The 19,271-nt window shown below is 54.7% G+C and carries 21 protein-coding genes, 6 tRNA genes and 2 other annotated features; of the genes, 6 read left to right on the top strand and 21 right to left on the bottom strand.

Going from position 1 to position 19,271, the window contains the following annotated elements; translation table 11 throughout:
- Positions 1–3: 3 nt before the first annotated feature.
- The 13 genes from pheS to GXX57_05940 form a co-directional block, all read right to left on the bottom strand.
- Positions 4–1,020 (bottom strand): phenylalanine--tRNA ligase subunit alpha, encoded by a 1,017-nt coding sequence (pheS, locus tag GXX57_05880; protein ID HHV44181.1) that lies wholly within the window; start codon positions 1,018–1,020, stop codon positions 4–6.
- Positions 1,021–1,296: 276 nt separating this feature from the next.
- Positions 1,297–1,386 (bottom strand): YqzL family protein, encoded by a 90-nt coding sequence (locus GXX57_05885; protein ID HHV44182.1) that lies wholly within the window; start codon positions 1,384–1,386, stop codon positions 1,297–1,299.
- Between the two features lie 65 nt (positions 1,387–1,451).
- Entirely contained in the window at positions 1,452–2,255 is an 804-nt protein-coding gene (locus GXX57_05890) for an RNA methyltransferase (GenBank protein HHV44183.1), read from the bottom strand.
- Between the two features lie 3 nt (positions 2,256–2,258).
- Entirely contained in the window at positions 2,259–2,618 is a 360-nt protein-coding gene (gene rplT, locus GXX57_05895; GenBank protein HHV44184.1) for a 50S ribosomal protein L20, read from the bottom strand.
- A gap of 26 nt (positions 2,619–2,644) precedes the next feature.
- On the bottom strand, positions 2,645–2,839 hold the full coding sequence (rpmI, locus tag GXX57_05900) for a 50S ribosomal protein L35 (GenBank protein HHV44185.1): 195 nt from the start codon (positions 2,837–2,839) through the stop codon (positions 2,645–2,647).
- Complete coding sequence (locus tag GXX57_05905) at positions 2,832–3,380, bottom strand: translation initiation factor IF-3 (protein ID HHV44186.1); 549 nt, start codon at positions 3,378–3,380, stop codon at positions 2,832–2,834. Before GXX57_05905 ends, rpmI begins: the two co-directional genes overlap by 8 nt.
- A gap of 27 nt (positions 3,381–3,407) precedes the next feature.
- Positions 3,408–3,521: a sequence feature (ribosomal protein L20 leader region), on the bottom strand.
- 61 nt (positions 3,522–3,582) lie between these two features.
- The gene (gene thrS, locus GXX57_05910; GenBank protein HHV44187.1) at positions 3,583–5,508 is read right to left on the bottom strand and encodes a threonine--tRNA ligase; all 1,926 of its coding nucleotides are present in this window, start codon (positions 5,506–5,508) and stop codon (positions 3,583–3,585) included.
- A gap of 81 nt (positions 5,509–5,589) precedes the next feature.
- Positions 5,590–5,831 (bottom strand) — a binding site (T-box leader).
- A gap of 104 nt (positions 5,832–5,935) precedes the next feature.
- Positions 5,936–6,649: a hypothetical protein gene (locus GXX57_05915; protein ID HHV44188.1), complete on the bottom strand. Its 714-nt coding sequence runs from the start codon at positions 6,647–6,649 to the stop codon at positions 5,936–5,938.
- Positions 6,650–6,688: 39 nt separating this feature from the next.
- A complete protein-coding gene (locus tag GXX57_05920; GenBank protein HHV44189.1) occupies positions 6,689–7,285 on the bottom strand; it encodes a DUF445 family protein in 597 nt (198 codons plus the stop codon).
- Between the two features lie 157 nt (positions 7,286–7,442).
- Positions 7,443–8,258 carry a hypothetical protein gene (locus GXX57_05925; GenBank protein HHV44190.1) on the bottom strand — a complete coding sequence of 272 codons (816 nt, stop codon included), beginning with the start codon at positions 8,256–8,258 and terminating at the stop codon, positions 7,443–7,445.
- A 135-nt stretch (positions 8,259–8,393) separates the two neighbouring features.
- Positions 8,394–8,469: transfer RNA gene (locus tag GXX57_05930), tRNA-Val, on the bottom strand.
- Between the two features lie 6 nt (positions 8,470–8,475).
- Positions 8,476–8,549, bottom strand: a tRNA-Cys gene (locus tag GXX57_05935).
- Between the two features lie 11 nt (positions 8,550–8,560).
- Positions 8,561–8,635: transfer RNA gene (locus tag GXX57_05940), tRNA-Gly, on the bottom strand.
- 274 nt (positions 8,636–8,909) lie between these two features.
- On the opposite strand from GXX57_05940, the gene GXX57_05945 reads away from it, so the two are divergent.
- Positions 8,910–10,148: a homocitrate synthase gene (locus GXX57_05945; protein ID HHV44191.1), complete on the top strand. Its 1,239-nt coding sequence runs from the start codon at positions 8,910–8,912 to the stop codon at positions 10,146–10,148.
- Positions 10,149–10,208: 60 nt separating this feature from the next.
- On the opposite strand, the gene GXX57_05950 is transcribed toward GXX57_05945, so the two are convergent.
- The 4 genes from GXX57_05950 to GXX57_05965 all read right to left on the bottom strand — a co-directional run bounded on the left by GXX57_05950 (position 10,209) and on the right by GXX57_05965 (position 11,936).
- On the bottom strand, positions 10,209–11,504 hold the full coding sequence (locus GXX57_05950; GenBank protein ID HHV44192.1) for an alpha-glucosidase/alpha-galactosidase: 1,296 nt from the start codon (positions 11,502–11,504) through the stop codon (positions 10,209–10,211).
- 179 nt (positions 11,505–11,683) lie between these two features.
- Positions 11,684–11,759 (bottom strand) — tRNA-Phe (locus GXX57_05955).
- Between the two features lie 7 nt (positions 11,760–11,766).
- A tRNA-Asp gene (locus tag GXX57_05960) sits at positions 11,767–11,845 on the bottom strand.
- 15 nt (positions 11,846–11,860) lie between these two features.
- A tRNA-Val gene (locus GXX57_05965) sits at positions 11,861–11,936 on the bottom strand.
- 191 nt (positions 11,937–12,127) lie between these two features.
- On the opposite strand from GXX57_05965, the gene GXX57_05970 reads away from it, so the two are divergent.
- The 5 genes from GXX57_05970 (at position 12,128) to GXX57_05990 (ending at position 15,984) form a co-directional block, all read left to right on the top strand.
- On the top strand, positions 12,128–12,910 hold the full coding sequence (locus GXX57_05970; protein HHV44193.1) for a Ku protein: 783 nt from the start codon (positions 12,128–12,130) through the stop codon (positions 12,908–12,910).
- An 8-nt stretch (positions 12,911–12,918) separates the two neighbouring features.
- Positions 12,919–13,887, top strand: coding sequence for an ATP-dependent DNA ligase (locus tag GXX57_05975; GenBank protein ID HHV44194.1), 969 nt, complete (start codon positions 12,919–12,921; stop codon positions 13,885–13,887).
- Complete coding sequence (locus tag GXX57_05980; GenBank protein ID HHV44195.1) at positions 13,869–14,780, top strand: DNA polymerase domain-containing protein; 912 nt, start codon at positions 13,869–13,871, stop codon at positions 14,778–14,780. The genes GXX57_05975 and GXX57_05980 overlap by 19 nt, the downstream gene beginning before the upstream one ends.
- Before the next feature lie 36 nt (positions 14,781–14,816).
- Positions 14,817–15,593, top strand: coding sequence for a DUF72 domain-containing protein (locus tag GXX57_05985; GenBank protein ID HHV44196.1), 777 nt, complete (start codon positions 14,817–14,819; stop codon positions 15,591–15,593).
- Positions 15,594–15,702: 109 nt separating this feature from the next.
- Positions 15,703–15,984: an alpha/beta-type small acid-soluble spore protein gene (locus GXX57_05990; GenBank protein HHV44197.1), complete on the top strand. Its 282-nt coding sequence runs from the start codon at positions 15,703–15,705 to the stop codon at positions 15,982–15,984.
- A gap of 64 nt (positions 15,985–16,048) precedes the next feature.
- On the opposite strand, the gene GXX57_05995 is transcribed toward GXX57_05990, so the two are convergent.
- From GXX57_05995 to GXX57_06010, 4 genes are read right to left on the bottom strand one after another with little or no spacing between them, the layout of a single operon-like run.
- Complete coding sequence (locus GXX57_05995) at positions 16,049–17,176, bottom strand: DUF362 domain-containing protein (GenBank protein HHV44198.1); 1,128 nt, start codon at positions 17,174–17,176, stop codon at positions 16,049–16,051.
- A 21-nt stretch (positions 17,177–17,197) separates the two neighbouring features.
- Positions 17,198–17,605 carry a NusG domain II-containing protein gene (locus GXX57_06000; protein HHV44199.1) on the bottom strand — a complete coding sequence of 136 codons (408 nt, stop codon included), beginning with the start codon at positions 17,603–17,605 and terminating at the stop codon, positions 17,198–17,200.
- The gene (locus GXX57_06005; protein ID HHV44200.1) at positions 17,598–18,137 is read right to left on the bottom strand and encodes a Gx transporter family protein; all 540 of its coding nucleotides are present in this window, start codon (positions 18,135–18,137) and stop codon (positions 17,598–17,600) included. The genes GXX57_06000 and GXX57_06005 overlap by 8 nt, the downstream gene beginning before the upstream one ends.
- A complete protein-coding gene (locus GXX57_06010) occupies positions 18,134–19,183 on the bottom strand; it encodes an FAD:protein FMN transferase (protein HHV44201.1) in 1,050 nt (349 codons plus the stop codon). Before GXX57_06010 ends, GXX57_06005 begins: the two co-directional genes overlap by 4 nt.
- Positions 19,184–19,271: the final 88 nt, after the last annotated feature.

The following is a 19,271-nucleotide window of genomic DNA, read 5'->3' on the forward strand; positions in this document are numbered from 1 at the left end:
CAGCTAAAACTGGTTCAGGAACCGCAAGTCGTTTTCGAAGAACAACCGAATATCATCGATCTGATAGCTGAGCATGGCCAGTCGCTCCACCCCCATGCCAAAGGCAAACCCGGTGACCTGATCCGGGTCGTAGTTCACTTGTCGCAACACACTGGGATGGACCATGCCACAACCCAATACCTCCAGCCAGCCCGTATTCTTACAGACCCGGCAGCCCTCCCCCTTACAGATAACACAGCCGATGTCCACTTCGGCACTAGGCTCCGTAAAGGGAAAGTAACTAGGCCGGAACCGTACAGGGGTATCCGGGCCGAAGAACTGCGTGATAAAGGCCGCTAGGGTCCCCTTCAGATCCCCGAAGGTGATATCTTCCGCCACCGCCAGCCCCTCCACCTGGTGAAACATCGGTGAATGGGTAACGTCCGAATCGCACCGGTACACCTTGCCCGGTGCGATGATACGAATTGGTGGCTGTTTCTGCTCCATCACCCGGATCTGTACCGGCGAAGTCTGGGTTCTAAGTAGGACTTCCCCTTCGATATAAAAGGTGTCCTGCATGTCCCGGGCCGGATGGTCCTTGGGCACATTTAAAGCCTCGAAGTTGTAGTAGTCCAGTTCCACCTCGGGGCCCTGGACCACTTCGAACCCTAAGCCAATGAAGATCCGCTTAATCCTTTCTAGGGTCTGGGTCAAAGGATGCTTAGTACCGAAGGCCGGACGCCGGCCGGGCATGGTGATATCCACCTTTTCTTCCATCAGCCGTCGTTGGGTCTCCCTCTCGGCCAATTTCTCCCCCCACTGGGCCAGCACCTTTTCCAGTTCTTCCCGGGCCTGGTTCACCAGTTGACCCATCCTAGGCCGCTCTGCCGGATCCAATTGGCCAATGCTGCGCAATAAAGAGGTGAGGACGCCCTTCTTACCTATGTATTTCACCCGGAGCTCCTCCAACTCCCGTAGGGTCGTGGCTCCACGGATTTCCTGTGCGCCCTCTTCGACGATGGTTCTAATCTTGTCCTCCACGTGGGCAGGCCTCCCTTAAAAAAAGAGCTTTCCCGTCATCTACACAACGAAAGAAAGCCCTTCCCACAAAATTGATACTTCATCGTGACTTGTCTGTTCTTCCGCACACTGTGAAAGAACCTCCGCAATCCATTTCGGTGCCACACCTTCCCGCCATCCCAAGCGGGCTTGTTTCCTGGCACACCACCCCAAACTGCACAGGTATGCTAGGCAATTCCCATCCCCTTTGTGAACAGTCCACCAGTTGCCAACCGAATAGGACGGTGGCAGCTGAAATTACATCGTCCGCAGTTGTTTATATAACAAATACGCGACGATGGAGCCGGTCGATTCGAAGATCTTCCAAAAGAAATCAGCTGTGGACATAGGATCCTCCGCCCGTTCAGGGTAGTCTTGAACTGAAAACCTTAGTCCCATTATAGCACACCGATCTACCCTTTACAATATCGCTGCCGATGGGCCTCGTAGAGTAGTACTCCCGCGGCGATGGCCACATTCAGTGACTCCACACCGTTACCCATAGGGATGGCAACTCTTTCTGCGACCATCGACTCCAGTTGGGGACTAAGGCCAAAGGCCTCGCTACCCAGGGCGATGGCCACAGCCTGGCGGAAATCCACTTCGGTATAGTAGCTAGCTCCCTGCCCTGTGGCTCCATAGAGGGTTATACCGTGCTCTTGGAGTAACGACACCAGGGCCGCCGGAGCCACCTCCTGGCAGATGGGGATCCGAAAAACAGCACCCATGCTGGCCCGCAGACACTTGGGATTGTACAGGTCCACACTGCCTGGGGTGAAGACCACTCCGCTGGCCCGGGCGGCGGCCGCGGTGCGAATGATGGTCCCGGCATTGCCGGGGTCGGCAATACGATCACCAATTAGAATCAAGGGATGGGAACCGAGACAGGCTTCCAGATCGTATTCCGGCGGTTCCACCACCGCGGCGATCCCTTGGGGCTGTTGTGTATCGGCAATGTCTTCCATGAGGTCCTGGGTAATCATAAAAACTGGACAGCGGGTCTGTAGTCTTCGCGCCAACCCTTGGTGCTGACCGCTATCCAAAAATTCTTTGGTAACCAGGGCCCAACAAAAATGCAGATTACCAACCAGCAAAGCATCATCGACCAACCGGACTCCCTCGAGGAGAACCTTGCCCTCTTTGAGGCGTCCTTTGCGGGTCTTCAGTAGACGGGCAGTTTTCACGTACTGGTTTTGCCGGCTAGTAATCTGCTGCACCGATTAACTCTCCAGACTCTGCTTTGCTAGGGCCACCAACTCGTTGAAGGCCGCAGTATCTTCCACCGCCAGCTCTGCCAACATCTTGCGGTTGATATCCACTCCCGCTTTGCGCAGGCCACTGATAAAGCGGTTGTAAGACAAACCAGCATTCCGGGCGCCGGCGTTGATCCGGGCAATCCACAGCTTCCGGAAATCCCGCTTCTTGACCTTCCGGTCGCGATATGCGTACGATAGCGATTTCATCACGGCCTGGTTTGCAGGACGGAAAATCTTGCTCTTCCTGCCCCAATAACCTTTGGCCAGTTTGAGTACTTTCTTATGTCGTCTACGTGTTACTGTTCCACCTTTAGCCCGTGGCATAGACGTTACCTCCTGTGCTAAATACTCTAGTAAGGCAGCATTCTCTTGACGCGCCGCTCATCTGCTTTGCTCACATAGGATGGCTGGCGCAGTCTTCTCTTGCGCTTCGGGCTTTTCCCTGTCAGCAAGTGGGAACGATAGTTACTATTCTTCTTGATCTTACCCGTAGCGGTCTTCTTAAAGCGTTTTGCTGCTCCCCGATGTGTCTTCAACTTAGGCATCGTTCTTTGCCTCCCTCTGCTTATCCTTGACCGGCGCCAAAATCATGAACATGTTTCGGCCCTCCAGGACCGGCGCGCGCTCAATCTGTCCTATTTCCTGTAACCTTTGTGCAAACTCCTGCAGTCGTTTTCCTGCCAGGTCTGCATGGACAATCTCCCGGCCCCGGAACCGCACCGTAACTTTAACCTTGTCCCCTGCTTTCAGGAACTTCTCGGCATTGCGCAGCCGCACGTCAAAGTCATGGTCATCGATCTTGGGGCTCATACGAACCTCTTTGATGTTGATAACCTTCTGCTTCTTCCGAGCTTCCCTCTCCCGTTTGGACTGCTCGTACTTGTACTTCCCGTAATCCATGATCCTGCACACGGGCGGAGCAGCCTTCGGGGCCACTTCAACGAGATCTTGCCCTCTTTCTTCAGCCAACTTCAGTCCTTGGGATAACGGCATGATTCCCAGTTGTTCACCGGTGGAATCAACAACGCGGACTTGGCGAGCGCGTATCTCATGGTTAACCCTTAATTTGGTGGTAATACTCGTCACCTCCTGGTATTTTTCCTCTCTCGACCGCCAACAAAAAAAGAGCGGACGATTCACCCGCTCTTTATTCCCGTTCTAGCGTTGTATTCTAGACCTTGCTGGCGTCGCCGCAAGGTGAGAAGCGGATGACTTCTACTTGCATGGCATCTGTTGAAGCAACAACAGTGTAGCATATCCCCGGGAAGGCGTCAATACACCAGCGGCACTAAATTTCAACCCGGGCACTACCCACCGCCGATTCCTTCCGCAACCGTTCGATGAACTCCCCAAGGGCCATGGCGCCTAGATCACCCTCCCGGCGATGACGGACGGAGACGCACTGATCAGTCTGCTCCTTCTCACCGAGAATGAGCATGTAGGGGACCTGATTCAGTTGGGCACTACGGATTTTGTACCCTACCTTCTCGTCTCGTTCATCCACTTCCACCTCAAAACCGGCGTAAAGCAGCTTGCTGGCCACTTCTTGGCTATAGGGCAAAAACTCCTGTCCCACCGGGATCACCTGTACCTGCACCGGCGCCAACCACAGGGGAAAAGCCCCCGCATAGTGCTCGATGAGAATGCCAATGAACCGCTCCATACTGCCAAAGACCACCCGGTGGATCATCACCGGCCGGTGCTTCTGCCCGTCTTCCCCGATATAGGTGAGATCAAAGCGCTCCGGCATCTGGAAATCCAGCTGGATGGTTCCACATTGCCAGGTGCGGCCGAGGCAATCTTCGAGATGGAAATCGATCTTCGGACCGTAGAAGGCCCCATCCCCTTCGTTAACCACGTAGGACAGACCTTTACGCTTTAAGGCTCCTTCCAGGGCTGCGGTAGCCCTTTCCCACAGTTCGTCGGAACCCATGGAGTTTTCCGGCCGGGTACTCAGCTCCACATGATAATTGAACCCGAAGACGTCTTTGTAGACATAGTCCACCAAGTCCATGACCCCCAGGATCTCCTCCTCGATGTGGGCAGGAGTCATGAAAATGTGGGCATCGTCCTGGGTGAAGTTCCGCACCCGCATCAATCCGTGGAGCACCCCGGACAGCTCATGGCGGTGTACCAGCCCCAATTCGGCATAGCGCAAAGGCAGATCCCGATAGGAGTGCATCTTCCGCCGGTAGACCAAAAGGGATCCGGGACAGTTCATGGGCTTGATCGCATATTTGCTCCCATCGATCTCGGTGAAGTACATATTCTCCCGGTAATGGTCGTAATGGCCCGACTGCCTCCAAAGTTCCTCACTGAGGATGACCGGCGTCTGAATTTCCTGGTAACCCCGCAGTTTATGCTCTCGGCGCCAGAAATCCTCCAGTTTACGCCGAATGGCCATTCCCTTGGGGTGGAAGACGGGAAAGCCCGGTCCTTCCTCGCAAATGCTGAAAAGGTCCAGTTGCTTGCCCAGTTTCCGATGGTCCCGCTTAGCCGCCTCCTCCAACCGCTGCAGATGATCCGTCAGATCCTTCTTCTTGAAGAAAGCCGTACCATAGATTCGCTGCAACATGGGCCGGGAGGAATCGCCCCGCCAATAGGCACCCGCGGTATTAAGCAGCTTGAAGGCTGGCACCTTCCCCGTAGACGACAGGTGGGGACCCCGGCAAAGGTCTACAAACTCTCCTTGGCTATACAGGCTGACCCGCTCATCCCCCAGGTCATTGATTAGCTCCACTTTGTAATCCTGTCCCTGTTCCTGGAAGAAGGCGATCGCCTCCTCCCTGGACATTTCCGCCCGGGTGATCCCTAAGTCTTCCTTTATAATACGTTCCATTTCCGCCTCGATCTTCTCCATTTCCTCCGGACCTAGGGTGGTGGCAAGATCGAAGTCGTAGTAGAAGCCGTCACTGATGGCCGGACCGATGGCCAGCTTTGCCCCCGGGAAAACCCGCAGCACCGCTTGGGCCATGACGTGGGCCGTGGTGTGCCTGAGGATCTCCAAGGCTTCGGGATCGTCGGTGGTAATGAGCCGTACTTCGCTGTCTGCTTTCAGCGGGGTGAATAGATCCACCATTTCTTCGTTTACCACCGCGGCCACGGCCCGGCGGGCCAGTCCCGCGGAAATATCCTGGGCGATGTCATAGGGGGTGACCCCTTGGGGATAACCCTTTTGCGATTGGTCGGGCAACGTAACAACGATATCGGACATCGACAAACACTTCCCTTCCAAGGTATAGGTCTTCAACCGGGCACGAACAGCTTCTCCACATAAAACAAAACCTCCCGCCCTACAAGGGACGAGAGGTCAACCTCACGTGGTTCCACCCTAATTGCCACCAAAAATCGAGTCTTCTTGATGGCCTCTTTAACTGCGGTAACGGTGCAACCGGCCCGGCCTACTGGACGAAAGATCGTTCAGCCTGCAGTTCGGAGGGGGTCTTCACCTGCCCCAGTAGTTAGGAAGCTTTCAGCCGCTGACTTCCATTCTCTGTCAACCCTTAGGGAGGTTACTCTCCTCGTCATCACCATTGCATATATATTTGCCTTTCATTATATCCATCTCCACGGACAGTGTCAACTGCACAATGACAAAGCCCTAGAAGCGAAAAACCCCTGCCAGGCCTTCATCTCAGCCCTCACTTTTTCAATAGCAAGGTCCCCCAGCTGTAACTTTTGATCCAGTGCTCCATCCCTCCGAAGTAGGCCAAGGAGGAAAGTCGCTTTCCATCCTGATCCATCTTCTCGAGGGTAATCTCGCAGGTCATCTCCATGTTAGCCCGGAGGACCGAACCAAGCACACCATTCAAAGGCAAAACCGCCTCCAGGGTCCAGCCCCCGCTCCAAGGGGCGGTCACCACTTCCCACAGGGGGCTGGTACGTCGACTCTGTAGGTCCTCCTGCACCGCACCGTCCCGGAGACTTGTCTGGTTGGCCACCCGGAAACAGACTTGGTCCGGCAACACCTTATTGGACCGCCTGCCCTGGGGATCTATGTACAGGTTTAATCGGGAGTATTTGGATACATCCTCCTCCCAGATCCTTGCGGCAAGGTACAGATTATGCTGATCCCACAACAGCCAGATCTGGGCACTGCTAAAGGTAGGGGCAATCACCGGCTCCCTGGTCACCAGGGGCTCCCAGACCCGAAACCCCTGTAACCAAGGCGGTGCTGCACTGCTGAGGTAAATGGGGGTGAGGTGTTCCCATTCCGCCAGGTCCCCGTCAATTACCGGTGGTTCCTCGGTGTAATAGACGGACAGCACCTGAGGTTCCATCCCCTCCTGGGCCAAAGCCCCAAAAGCGAAACCCACAATCAGCCAGCAACTGAAGATACCCACAACCCAGCGCATCCGTTACTCCTCCCCTTCCAATAGGTACCGACTCCACGGTCATAAGGGTAGATATCTCAATCCCCACTGGGTCAACCCCAACAGACCGCCGAGGACCATCCCCCAAAGTTCAATATATCGCAGTTCCGTGCTCACCACGGAAAGCACAAGGCGTTCCAGCTCCCGCAGATCAAAGCCGAGAATGGTTTCCTCGATGATTTTAGCCACGTTGACTTCCTCGTTGATCACCCGCTGCACACTTTCCACCACACCGGGCAACATTCCCCGAAACTCCCGGTCGATGGCCTGGACGATTTCACCAATGAGGTACTGCCGCACAGCCCCGGGCAAGAACTTCGGCAGTTTCTCCTCCAGCCGCAGACTAACATGGGTACCCAAGGCCGCGGCCATTTCTTCCAATATGGGGCCTTCGGTAAAGAGACTGGCGAGCTTGTCCTGGGGTAGCAGCTCTTTTGCCACCGTCTCCCCCACCACCCGCGCGAGCTCCTGCTGCCGTGCTGGCAAGAGACCCTGCAGAGAGAACCGCCCAATACCCCACGGCCTATAGGGGCGAAACAGCATTCGGATGGCAATGCGGTTGGTAATCCAGCCAATGAAGGCGCCCATTCCAGTCATAAGCAGAAGCTCCCAAGACATGGGGTGTCCTCCTCAACGGACTTCATATCTTCTATCTTACCCAATGGGGATGGCCTGTACAAGGGCATAGAAGGCGGATAGTCAGCGAAGGCTCTCCAAAAAAGAAAAGGGCCTGCGGGTTGGATCCACACAGGCTCTGCGGGTTGCTTTCCATGCGTCAGCGACAGAGGGGACAACCGGGACAATACCGGATCCGCTGCCGAAACACCTCATCGATGGTCCCCAACAAAGGATCAGGGGGAAGATGCAAGATAATACTTACCGGAGCAAGGGTCACCAAAGCACTGAGCAGTAAGTCTTCACCGCTTACCCCACCACTGCCCGGCTCCAAAGACAGGCCGTGAAGAAGCCGCGCGTCCACGGGCCTGAAATGCTGATCCACCAGGGAATAACCACCAAGGTTCCTGCGCATAACCTGGACCGTATCGATCCGGGGTTCTTGCACCTCCACGAAAAATTTCAAGAGTTTTACAAACTCCTCATGTTCTTTTTGTTCCTGGAAATTGCCCACCGCAAGATCGACACAATCCACCAGTTCCTCCCAGTAGTCCCGCAACCGGAACCGCACAAAACCGTCCACGTGCACATAGGCGTGATGCTGTAGGTATTCCAACAGGGCGAAGAGAATCTGTGTCCTCCGCCGGGGGTTATAGGCTAACCTTTGGGCCTCGGCACAGATGTTGCCTTCCTCCACCCGGTCAAAGCCCGTGTAATGACACCGAAGGATCCGCCGGATGTATTCCACCTGCAGGATTTCCGTGATAATATCGGCAATGGTTTCCGCCAACTGATAGCGGCAGATTTCCACCACCCCGTGGGTATGTAAATGACAGGAATAGAAGACCAGCTGGCCCAACTTATGTTCCCCGATGTCCATGCGGATCCCTTCGCTGCACAACAGATCCCGAAACAGGTGGAAACGCTGTTGAACGCGGGGAAATGCTTTGCTTGTCCCGACCTTGGCAAGTTCCACGCGCATCGCTCCCTACTCTCTGATGTACCGTATAGTATATGTACAAGGGTCGGGAGTTATGAGATGATGAGAGAAAGGCAAAAAGGTAGGTAGATAAACAAAAAAAAGCAGCTTTTCCGCTGCCAGGCAAAAAAATGGTGGGGAAGCACGGGATCGAACCGTGGACCTTCCGCACGTCAAACGGATGCTCTCCCAGCTGAGCTACTTCCCCACGTTTTGGAGGCGGCACCCAGATTCGAACTGGGGATAAGGGTTTTGCAGACCCCTGCCTTACCACTTGGCCATGCCGCCGGGTATAAAAATGGAGCGGAAGACGGGACTTGAACCCGCGACCCCCACCTTGGCAAGGTGGTGTTCTACCACTGAACTACTTCCGCCCGAGTGCGCTTTCCTCACCTGCGCAAGTTGATTATAGCATAGGTCTTTTTCTAATGCAACCCCCTAACCGCACATTTTTGTTCAGATTTCTTAGGTCCTGTCGGAGCGAACCATTGGCTCCCTTACCACCCACACACAAAAAAGTGATTTCCTCCATCACCCTATTTACCACGCATTCAGGATCTGATAGAATAAGGAAACATATATATTTCTTGCCCACTTACTGTTCTCATCAGGATTTTAACATCTGTGGAGGTACGAAGCTGTATGGACATGCAAAGCAAAAGCAAAATCTACATCATTGATGTAACTAACCGGGACGGGGTCCAAACGTCGCGACTGGGGCTGGCCAAACTCGAGAAGACCATGCTGAACATTTATCTCAATCAGATGGGGATCTTCCAAAGCGAGTTCGGCTTTCCCGTTACCCGCCATGAGGTAAATTACCTGAAGGCCAACTTGAAACTGGCGGAAATGGGAGTAATCCAACCCATGCGCTTGGGCGGTTGGCTGCGGGCCATCCGGGAAGACGTGGAAAAGGCCTTTGACCGGGTCAACATCAAGCACGTCAACCTCTCCATCTCCACCTCGGACCAGATGCTCTACGGCAAGTTTCAGGGACGGAAGAACCGTCAGGACATCATCAATATGATGGTAGAGGCGGTAAAGACTGCAAAGGAACGGGGCGCCGAATCCATCGGGGTCAACGCGGAAGACGCCTCTCGCACCGATCGGGACTATTTAGTGGAATTCGCCCTGGCCGCTAAGGAAGCCGGTGCCGATCGTATCCGCTACTGCGACACCCTTGGCTATGACAATCCCTTCACCATCTATGAAGGGGTCTATCATCTAGCATCCCATACCCAGATGCCCATCGAGATGCATTGCCACAACGATCTAGGAATGGCAGTGGGCTGCTCCCTAGCCGGAGCCAAGGCTGCCCTGGATGCGGGCGTGGACTGCTACATCAATACCACGGTAAACGGTATGGGTGAACGCGCCGGCAACGCTGATCTGGTATCCACTATTTTAGCCGTGCTCAAGTCCAAGGATTTCGCCGAGCGCTATCCCCTGGATGAACGGATCGATCTCTCCTGCGCCTGGCGGATCGCGAAATACGCCTCCCTGTGTTTTGGCGTACCCATCCCCATCAACCAGGTGGCCGTAGGGGCTAACGCCTTTGCCCATGAGTCGGGGATCCACGTAGACGGTGCCCTGAAGGACCGCCGGAACTATGAACTGTTTGATTTCGAGGAGCTGGGCCGAGGTGAACCGGAGATCATCGAGACTGGACGACAGATCACCACAGGAGAATACAGCGGCATTAAGGGGTTCCGTAACGTCTACGAGCGGCTGGAAATCGAGTTCAAGGACGACAAGGAAGCAGAAATGATCCTAGACTTGGTCCGGTACGCCAACGTCCACACCCAAAAGCCCCTCACCGATGATGAACTGCGGTTCATCGCCACCTACCCGGACATTGCCCGGGAAATCATGACCGTGACACCATAAAAAGAACGGCCAAGACTAACTTGGCCGTTCTTTTTATCCTCTTTATCTTTATGTCTCTACTTACTTATACTCCGGCAACCAGTCCTTGTGAGCCTCAAACAACTCATCACACATACTGATAATCTCATCGATGCTCAGTTCGGAGCTGGTATGGGGATCCAACAGCGCAGCATGGTATACATACTCTTTTTTCAGGGTCAAAGCAGCCTCAATGGTCAACAGCTGCACGTTGATATTGGTCCGGTTCAGGGCCGCCAGCTGCGGTGGCAAGTCGCCCACATAGCAAGGAGTAATGCCGTTGGCATCCACCAGGCAAGGCACTTCCACACAGGCTTCCTTCGGTAAGTTAGTGATCAACCCGGTGTTGGGCACATTACCGTGGATCTTGAAGGGCTTGTCCAGCTCCATGGCCTCCATGATATACGAGGCGTACTCGTTGGTGCGCTTATGGGTGATCTGCTTATTCTCCACCAGATCCTTACGCATAGTCTCCCAGCGCTTGATCTGGGCGACACACCGTCTGGGATACTCATCCAACGGAATGTTGAACCGTTCGATCAGCTCAGGGTACTTACTCTTGATAAAGTAAGGTAGATATTCCGCCGAATGTTCGCTGGATTCGGTGAGGTAATAGCCGAACTGCTTCATGATCTCATAGCGAACCATGTCACTGTGAGGAGTCGGCCGTTGGGCAGCCCGTTCCTTGATCTCAGGATAGAGATCCTTACCGTCCTTAGTGACTTCCAGCAACCAAGCCTGGTGGTTGATTCCGGCAATCTTCCACTGGACACCCGTAGGATCCATGCCAAGGGACTGGAGCAAATGGGGCACGCAAACCTGCACACTGTGGCAAAGACCTACGGTCTTGATGTTGGTAGCCCGCTGCATAGCACCGGTCACCATCGCCATGGGGTTAGTGTAGTTCAGGAACCAAGCATTGGGGCAGACTTCCTCCATATCCTCGGCAAACTCCAACAGGACAGGGATGGTCCGCAAAGCCCGGAAGATACCACCGATCCCCAGGGTGTCCCCAATGGTCTGACGTAGACCATACTTTTTCGGAATTTCAAAGTCGATGACGGTACAAGGTTCGTAACCACCCACCTGGATCGCATTGATTACGTAATCCGCATCCTTCAGTGCAGCTTTTCGGTCGGTGTAGGCCACAATCTTGGCTTTCCCACCGTGGTTCTGGTTGAGATTGGTGAGCATCTGGAAGGAATCATCAAGGCGCTGAGGGTCTATGTCATACAATGCGAACTCGGACTCTGCCAAGGCAGGTGTCAGAATGCAATCGCCTAACACGTTCTTTGCAAAGACCGTGCTTCCGGCGCCCATGAATGTGATTTTAGGCAAGATCTTCACTCCCTAACACTATGAATATATCCTGATTGCCAATGCGAGAAAACAGAGAGCTCAGGTTAATGCTCTTATCATGGGTATTATACCACAAGCTTACTAGGGAGACAAGCTTTTGAACCGTTGGAACAAAGTGGTGGGACTACAAATCCGAGGGCTAACAAGAGACAAAAAAATGGTGCCGAGACCCAGAATCGAACTGGGGACACGGGGATTTTCAGTCCCCTGCTCTACCAACTGAGCTATCTCGGCACTAAGATGGCGGAGCCGACGGGATTTGAACCCGCGATCTCCGGCGTGACAGGCCGGCGTGTTAAACCGGGCTACACCACGGCTCCGCGACTGTTGATTTATGGTGGGCGAAACAGGGCTCGAACCTGTGACCCCCTGCTTGTAAGGCAGGTGCTCTCCCAGCTGAGCTATTCGCCCAATGCCTTCAACCTCAAGGCAAGTCTGAGTATACAGCATCCCACGGAACGAGTCAAAACACACAACTACACCGTTAATGGCGTTTTGCTCCAGATATCTCCCGTTGTCTTCGTCTAACATCGATATTCATACCATTGTATGAAAGACTTTGCGCCGGTAATACTACTAAAGATCCAAAAGGGGGTATGACCATGCGCAGTCTTTGGAAAGGGGCCATTAGCTTTGGTTTGGTGAATATCCCCGTACAGATGTATGCGGCCACCGAAGAGAAATCCGTAAAATTCCGGCAGCTGCACCAAGTGTGTAACACACCGTTGCAGTACCAGAAGTCCTGTCCCCACTGCCAAAGGGAGGTGCCTGCTGAGGAGATCATCCGGGGCTACGAGTATGCACCGGGGCAGTTCGTGGTACTCACCGAGGCCGACCTGGATAATCTCCCAGGTGAAGCCACGAAGACCATCGATATCATCGACTTCGTCAACTTGCAGGAAATCGACCCGGTATATTACCACAAGACCTATTATTTGGCACCCCAACCCACGGGACAGAAGGCCTACGCCCTGCTGCGGCTTGCCATGACGGAAACCAACCGTATCGCCATTGCCAAGGTGGTACTACGGGCCAAACAATCCCTCTGTGCCATCCGGGTGCAGAATAGCGCCCTGGTCTTGGAGACCATGTTTTTCCCCGATGAAATCCGTCCCCTAGATCAACTGGAAATCCCCAGGGAAGTCGCCCTGAACCCGAAAGAAGTGGACATGGCCATCAGTCTCATTGGCAGCCTTACGGACACCTTTGCGCCGGAAAAATACACCGATGATTACCGGATAGCCCTCCTGCGTCTCATTGAACAAAAGATCGCCGGCCAAGAAGTCCACCAGGCGCCGGCGGCCCAGGACTCGGCGGAAGTGCTGGATCTGCTGAAAGCCCTAGAGGAAAGCCTGAAGGTGGTCCAAGCCACCCATGGGAGCTGAGCGTACAGGTGAGCGATTCCCTTCCCACCGTAGTGAAACCCATGCTGGCCCAAAGCAGCCCACCCTTTGACTCTCCAGAGTATCTTTTTGAACCCAAGTGGGATGGAATCCGTTGTCTCCTCTTTGCCCAGGGGGCAACCAAATTACAAAGTCGCAACCTACGGGATCTTACCCCGCTGTTTCCAGAGCTTGCCCAGTTGCACACCCACTTGGAGGCCCAAGGGACCATCCTCGATGGGGAATTGGTAGTGATTCAGGAGGGAAAAGCTCAATTTGCCGGAATTCAAAAACGACTAACTCCGCGCCGGCCTGGGGTCATCGACGCGCTAAGTCACAGCTTGCCGGCCACCTACGTAGCCTTCGATCTTCTGTACTACGAAGGACGTCCCCTACTACAAGAACCTCTGTATCGGCGAAAGGAGTACCTAGCAAAGCTCTTTCAGCCCGGTCCTTCGCTTATTGCCTCACCATACGTGTTTTCCAACGGCATTCAGCTCCACGAAGCTTGCAAGGCCCAAGCCTTCGAAGGCTCGGTGGCCAAACTGTTAAAAAGTCCCTACCTGCCGGGCCAACGAAGTCGTTTTTGGTTGAAAACCCGCATCGAGCAAGAAGTGGACTGTGTAATCCTGGGGTACACCAAGCAGGAAAACCAACACTCCATCGGAGCCTTGCTCTTGGGAGTAGCCACCCCCGCGGGTTTCCGCTACATTGGTAGTGTGGGCACGGGTTTTGATCAACAAGTACGTCAGACCCTCTTCACTGTCCTCGGTAACCTCGAAAGGGATACGCCGCCGGCCCCGGTACCACAGGCAATAGGTACCGGAGCCCACTGGGTTCACCCAGTGCTAGTCTGCGCCGTGCGCTACTTGGAGGTTACCCCCCAGGGTTTTTTACGCCATCCTGTCTTCGTGGGCCTGCGCCAAGACAAAGGACCAAAGGAATGTCTGGAGGCACAACTATGGACCGTAAACAAGTGACCGTCTTGGGAGACCGAGAACTGATCCTCACTAACCTCACCAAAGTCCTCTGGCCCGACGCTGGTCTCACCAAAGCCCATTTGGTACAGTACTATACCCGCGTTGCCCCTTACCTGTTGCCCCACTTAGCTCGCCGCCCCCTCACGGTAATCCGCTACCCCCAGGGGATCAGTGAAAAGGGGTTTTATCAGAAACAATGCCCGCCGTATGCTCCCCAATGGATCAAAAGATATCCTGTTGCGTCCCAGCACGGTATCACCGAATACATCCTTGCAAAGGAGCCGGCCACCTTGGCCTGGTTGGCCAACCAGGGGGCCATCGAAATCCATCCCTGGCTTTCCACCATCGAACATCCGGATCATCCCAACCAGATCGTAATTGACCTGGATCCGGCGCCGGGCTGCAGCTGGTCCGATGTAGTACTGGTGGCCAAATTGGTTAGAAAGCTACTGGAACAGCTGGATTTGGTAGGGTTTGTAAAGACGTCGGGTGCTACTGGTCTGCACATCTGTATCGGCATTCCTCCTAAGTACGATTTTCAAGTAACCAGTAGCTTTGTAGCTTATATTGGACAGCTTTTGGAACGGACCATCCCGGAAAAGGTCACCACCGAGCGACTGGTCCGTAAGCGCGCCGGACGGGTCTATGTGGACCATTTGCAAAATCTGCCGGGCAAGACCATCGTGGCACCCTACAGTGTACGGGCTCGATCCCAGGCACCGGTATCTACACCGCTTCTGTGGGAGGAGCTGGATGCGATCACACCGGATCAGTTCACCATCACCAATCTATTCAGCCGCCTAGAACAACACGGTGACCTCTTGGCCCCGTTGTTGAACCACCCGCAATCCATCGATCACGTCCTCCCTCTATTCCGGCATTTGCTTGCATAGTATAATTAAATGAGCTTACCCAAAGGAAGTGAAGATATGTTCTACATTGGCACCTCCGGGTATAGTTATCGGGATTGGGTAGGCCCGGTCTATCCGCCGGGTACCAAGAACGAAGCGATGTTGGAGCTTTACGCACAACTGTTTTCCTTTACAGAGCTGAATTTCACCTACTATCGGATGCCCCAGAAGCACATTTTGGCCCGCATGGCCACCCGGACCCCCAAGGATTTCCTATTCACCGTCAAAGCCCACAGCTCCATGACCCATTCCAGAGACTTCACCCCTGAGGACCTAACCGGTTTCCTCGATGCCCTGGATCCCCTGGCCAGGGAAGGCAAACTGGCGGGGATTCTCCTCCAGTTTCCCTACAGCTTCCATCCCACACCAGAAAACCGGGAATACCTAGTCAGGCTGCGTACAGGGTTCGGGTATCAGTGGCCGCTGTTCGTGGAATTCCGGAATGTGAAGTGGTTACAACAGGAAGTCTTCGATTTGTTGAAAGAACAACAGCTGGGCTTCGTCTGTGTCGATCAACCGCGCATCAAGGGTCTGATGCAGGCTTTAGCCGTAGCCACCACCCGTCTGGGTTACGTGCGCTTCCATGGGCGCAACCAAGAAAAATGGTACCACCACGAAGCAGCCCACCAGCGGTACGACTATTTCTACAGCGTGGAGGAACTGGCCGAATGGCTGCCCAAGCTCCGACGCCTCAAGGATCACACCGACGCGGTCTTCATCAGTATGAACAACCACTACCAGGGCAAGGCAGTGCAGAACGCTAAAATGCTACAGCAGCTATTGGAGCTGGCCTGAACTTCACCTTACCCAAGCAAAAAAGCCACTCGGTGCCTAACTTCGGTAACAATTAACTCGTATGCAGTGGGTCCCACGGGTAATCCTAAGACCGAAAGGAGGTGTCGAGATGGCTTTAGGGCAACAGCGTAGTCGTAATAAACCTGTAATTACCGGTGCGATGCAGGCTCTGGACCAGTTCAAGTACGAAGTGGCCAGCGAGCTGGGGATCAACCCTGAGTACCAGAGTGGCTACTGGGGGAACATCTCCTCTCGGGAGTGTGGCTCCGTGGGTGGCCACATGGTCCGGCGGATGATCGCGGCCGCTGAGCAGTCCTTGGCTCAGCAGCTCCAAAGCGGTCAGAAGCCCAGCTTCGGACTTGAACCGGATGCCCAACAGGGCAACAGATAAGCCGGTGCACATACTGACAGCTAGTCCGTTTTCCTAAGGTATGCGGCCCAGTGGCCGCATACCTCTATTTCCTGAAAAAGCCGATCACCCGTTGCAAAAATCCCGGGGCCAGGCCCACCGCATCCTCTGGACACAGCTCGTGACAACAATAGCAGCGGATACACTTATCGTCAACAATCTTCGCGGTCTTATCCAACACAATGGTATCCGCAGGGCAACAACGGGCACAAACACCACAGCCCACACAACGCTCGGTAATAATATACGGTCGGGAGGTAAGCTGCTTTTGTAGCAGGTTCCAGATCGGTTTGGGCACGCCCCCCAAGGTGACCGAAGTCTCCGCAGGTTTGAAATCTCTTACTTGTACTTCCTCTAAAGGTGCTCCTAAGATCCGAATCTTGGTCAAGTCCCCCTGTCCGACACCCTGTTGGTGGGCCACCCGGATGGTGGGGATACTCATGGGATCAATACCCACCACCGCGCAGGCCACCGCATCTACCGCCACCCCGTCGGTACCAGCAATCAACAGCCCCACCGGTCGCGGGTTGCCCTGCCGGGGTCCTTGTCCTTCCATGGCCACGATCCCGTCAATGATCGACAACTGGGGCTTAAGGGCCAGATAGAGATCTACCAACATGCCCGCAAAGTGTTCCCGATCAGCCAGGCGCAGGTGCATGGTGGCTTTTTCCGTGCCGGGAATGCATCCGAAGAGGTTCTTCACCGCCCCCGTAAAACCCATTAGGCCATGGGTTTTCAATTTCGCTACGTTAATGATCTGCCGGGCCTGGGCAACGGGCTGTGCAATGACGGCACGGCGGATCCGTTGGCCTTCCACCGCCACCTCCACACCGGGACTGAATCTTACCAGGGATACGTTTCCTTCACCACAGACCTTCTCCATCCCTGCACTTTTGGCCACCCGCTCCAAACTGCCAAAGCCGGGACTGTCCCCCAGGGACAAGTCAGTGATGTTCTTTCTATGTAACAGTCCGACAAGCCCCTCCACCACCGCCGGGTGGGTACACACCGCCGCCTCCGGCGGGGCCGCGCACAGCAGGTTAGGCTTGATCAGGGTCGGCACCGGCATAAGCCTAACACCCATCTCGTCCAAGGAAGCATCCAGTTCAGCAAAGGCCCGGGCCATAGTCTGGGGTGCATAGTCTTCTGCCTTAATCAGGACCACTGTGCTCATGGTGGCTCCCTCCTTACAATCCTATTGGGTAATTCCGTCGATCTCCGCGTCCATTGAGTCCCCAACCAATTCTACAATGAGACGGTTAGGCAGACAAATGATCGCTTGCCCCGGGCGGGAGATGGTTCCCAGGTGACTACAGATTTGGCCAGGACAGATTTCCAAGGGCAAGGGCCGCATGCGCACCCCCGTGGGACTGACCTCCAGCACCGCCTCCCCCTTCCCAGGCAGATCGATATCCACCGTGTAAGTTCCTTCCCGGTCCCACCATTGGCGGTAGACTTCCTTCCCGCCGACGGAGACAACGAGCTGCAATTGTCCTCCATGGAGCCGGGGAGAAAGAACCCCCAGGGAAAGCAGGAAAGACCCCAGAATGACCCCCATAATGACAAAATCCCCTTTTTTCAGTAAGGAAAGATATCTACGCACGGGTCTTCCCCCTTTCCAATCCAAAGATCCGCTGCCATCCGGTGGCCTGCAAAATGTAATGGGCCACAATCCCAGTGAAAAAACCTGTGGGTAGCGAAAAAATGAGAAAATAGGGCAAATAGAAGATGATGCCCCGATGTCCCAAAAGCACTATGGCAAGGATCACTTGGGTCAAGTTATGGGCAAAGGCTCCGGCAATGCTAAGGCCAATTGCACTCACCTGATCCGGCCACCAGCGATTGATCCCGGCCATCGCTAAAGCGGCAGACACCCCGCCTCCCAAGCTCAACATAAAGGTAAAACCAAAGGTGGTGCCGGTAATGAGGGAAACAAGTAGGCCCCGGGCCAGATTCAAGAACAAGGCTTCCTTCAGATCGAAGCGGACAACCACCAAGAGGACCACGTTGGCTAGGCCCAGTCTTGCTCCGGGGATCACGCTGGGGATGGGAAGCAGGTTTTCAACGAACCACAAAGCCGTGGCTAAACCCAGCAGTAGCCCCAATCGTACTGTGGTAGAAGGATTCCGGATCATTCCGTCACCTCAATCCGAGGGGGCCATTGGGCGGGATCTAGTCCTCCGGACAAATGCACCCGGCCCTGCCAGTCCACGATGATTCCCTCTGTAGCTGGGACGCCTTCGATCAACGCCATCCCCGCCTCGGGCCCCAGGACAAAGGCCGCGGTGGCCAAAAGATCCGCTAAGGTTACCGAACCGGTAATCACCGTGACACTGATACACTGGTCTGCAGGCCACCCCGTCTGGGGATCCAGGATGTGGTGGTAGCGCTGCCCATCCTGTATGAAATACCGCTGGTAATCACCCGAAGTGGCCACAGCTCGATCTTCGACGCGCAGAACCCCCAACACCCCACTGGCATTGCGGGGATGCCGAACTGCGATCCGCCATGGACCGCCGGCGGGGCGACCCCCGATGGTAAAGAGATCTCCACCGGCATTCACCAGGCCCGAATCCACCCCCTGGGCACGGAGGCTAGCCACCGTCTCATCAACGATAAACCCCTTGGCCACGCCGCCAAGCTCCAATTTCACACCCGCGTGGGTCCTTTGGACCGTTCTCTTTTCCGGATCCAAACGAAAGGCCATGGGTTGCCAGGCGGTCCTCGCCGCCTCCAGGGCCTTCATGTCGGGCACCTGGGGATTGCTGCCTGTAAAATCCCACAACTCCACCAATGCCCCTAACCCTACATCAAAGGATCCCTCGACCAAGGAGGCATAGGTCAGAACCTGCTCGAAGAGATCATAGACCTCCTGGCTTACCGGCACTGGCTCTAGGGTAGCGTTGATCTGAGCAATCTCCCCTGTCTCGGGATCGAAAATCCGGGCCAGTTCCCGCAAGCGGACCACCGCCTGCCGAGCTGCAGTCTGATGCCTTTTGGGCACCTGGATCTCCACCACGGTGTCCATCAAGAATTCCCGTATAACATACAGTTCGGCCGATCCTGCGTTGTGTTGGTGTACAATTCCTGCCACCCCTAAGGCAACAAGGGCAATGACCATGAAGGTAATTGGACGTACCCGCTTTTCCTGCATCATCAAATCCTCCACTATCAACGTCATTATACTATTGTCCTAACAAAAGGAACAGGCCTTAGAGCTGGCAATCTCCAACAGACTAACGAAAATGATACTCACTGGGAAGGCTGAA

The sequence above is a fragment of the Bacillota bacterium genome, from assembly GCA_012839765.1.
Taxonomy (GTDB): domain Bacteria; phylum Bacillota; class Limnochordia; order DUMW01; family DUMW01; genus DUMW01.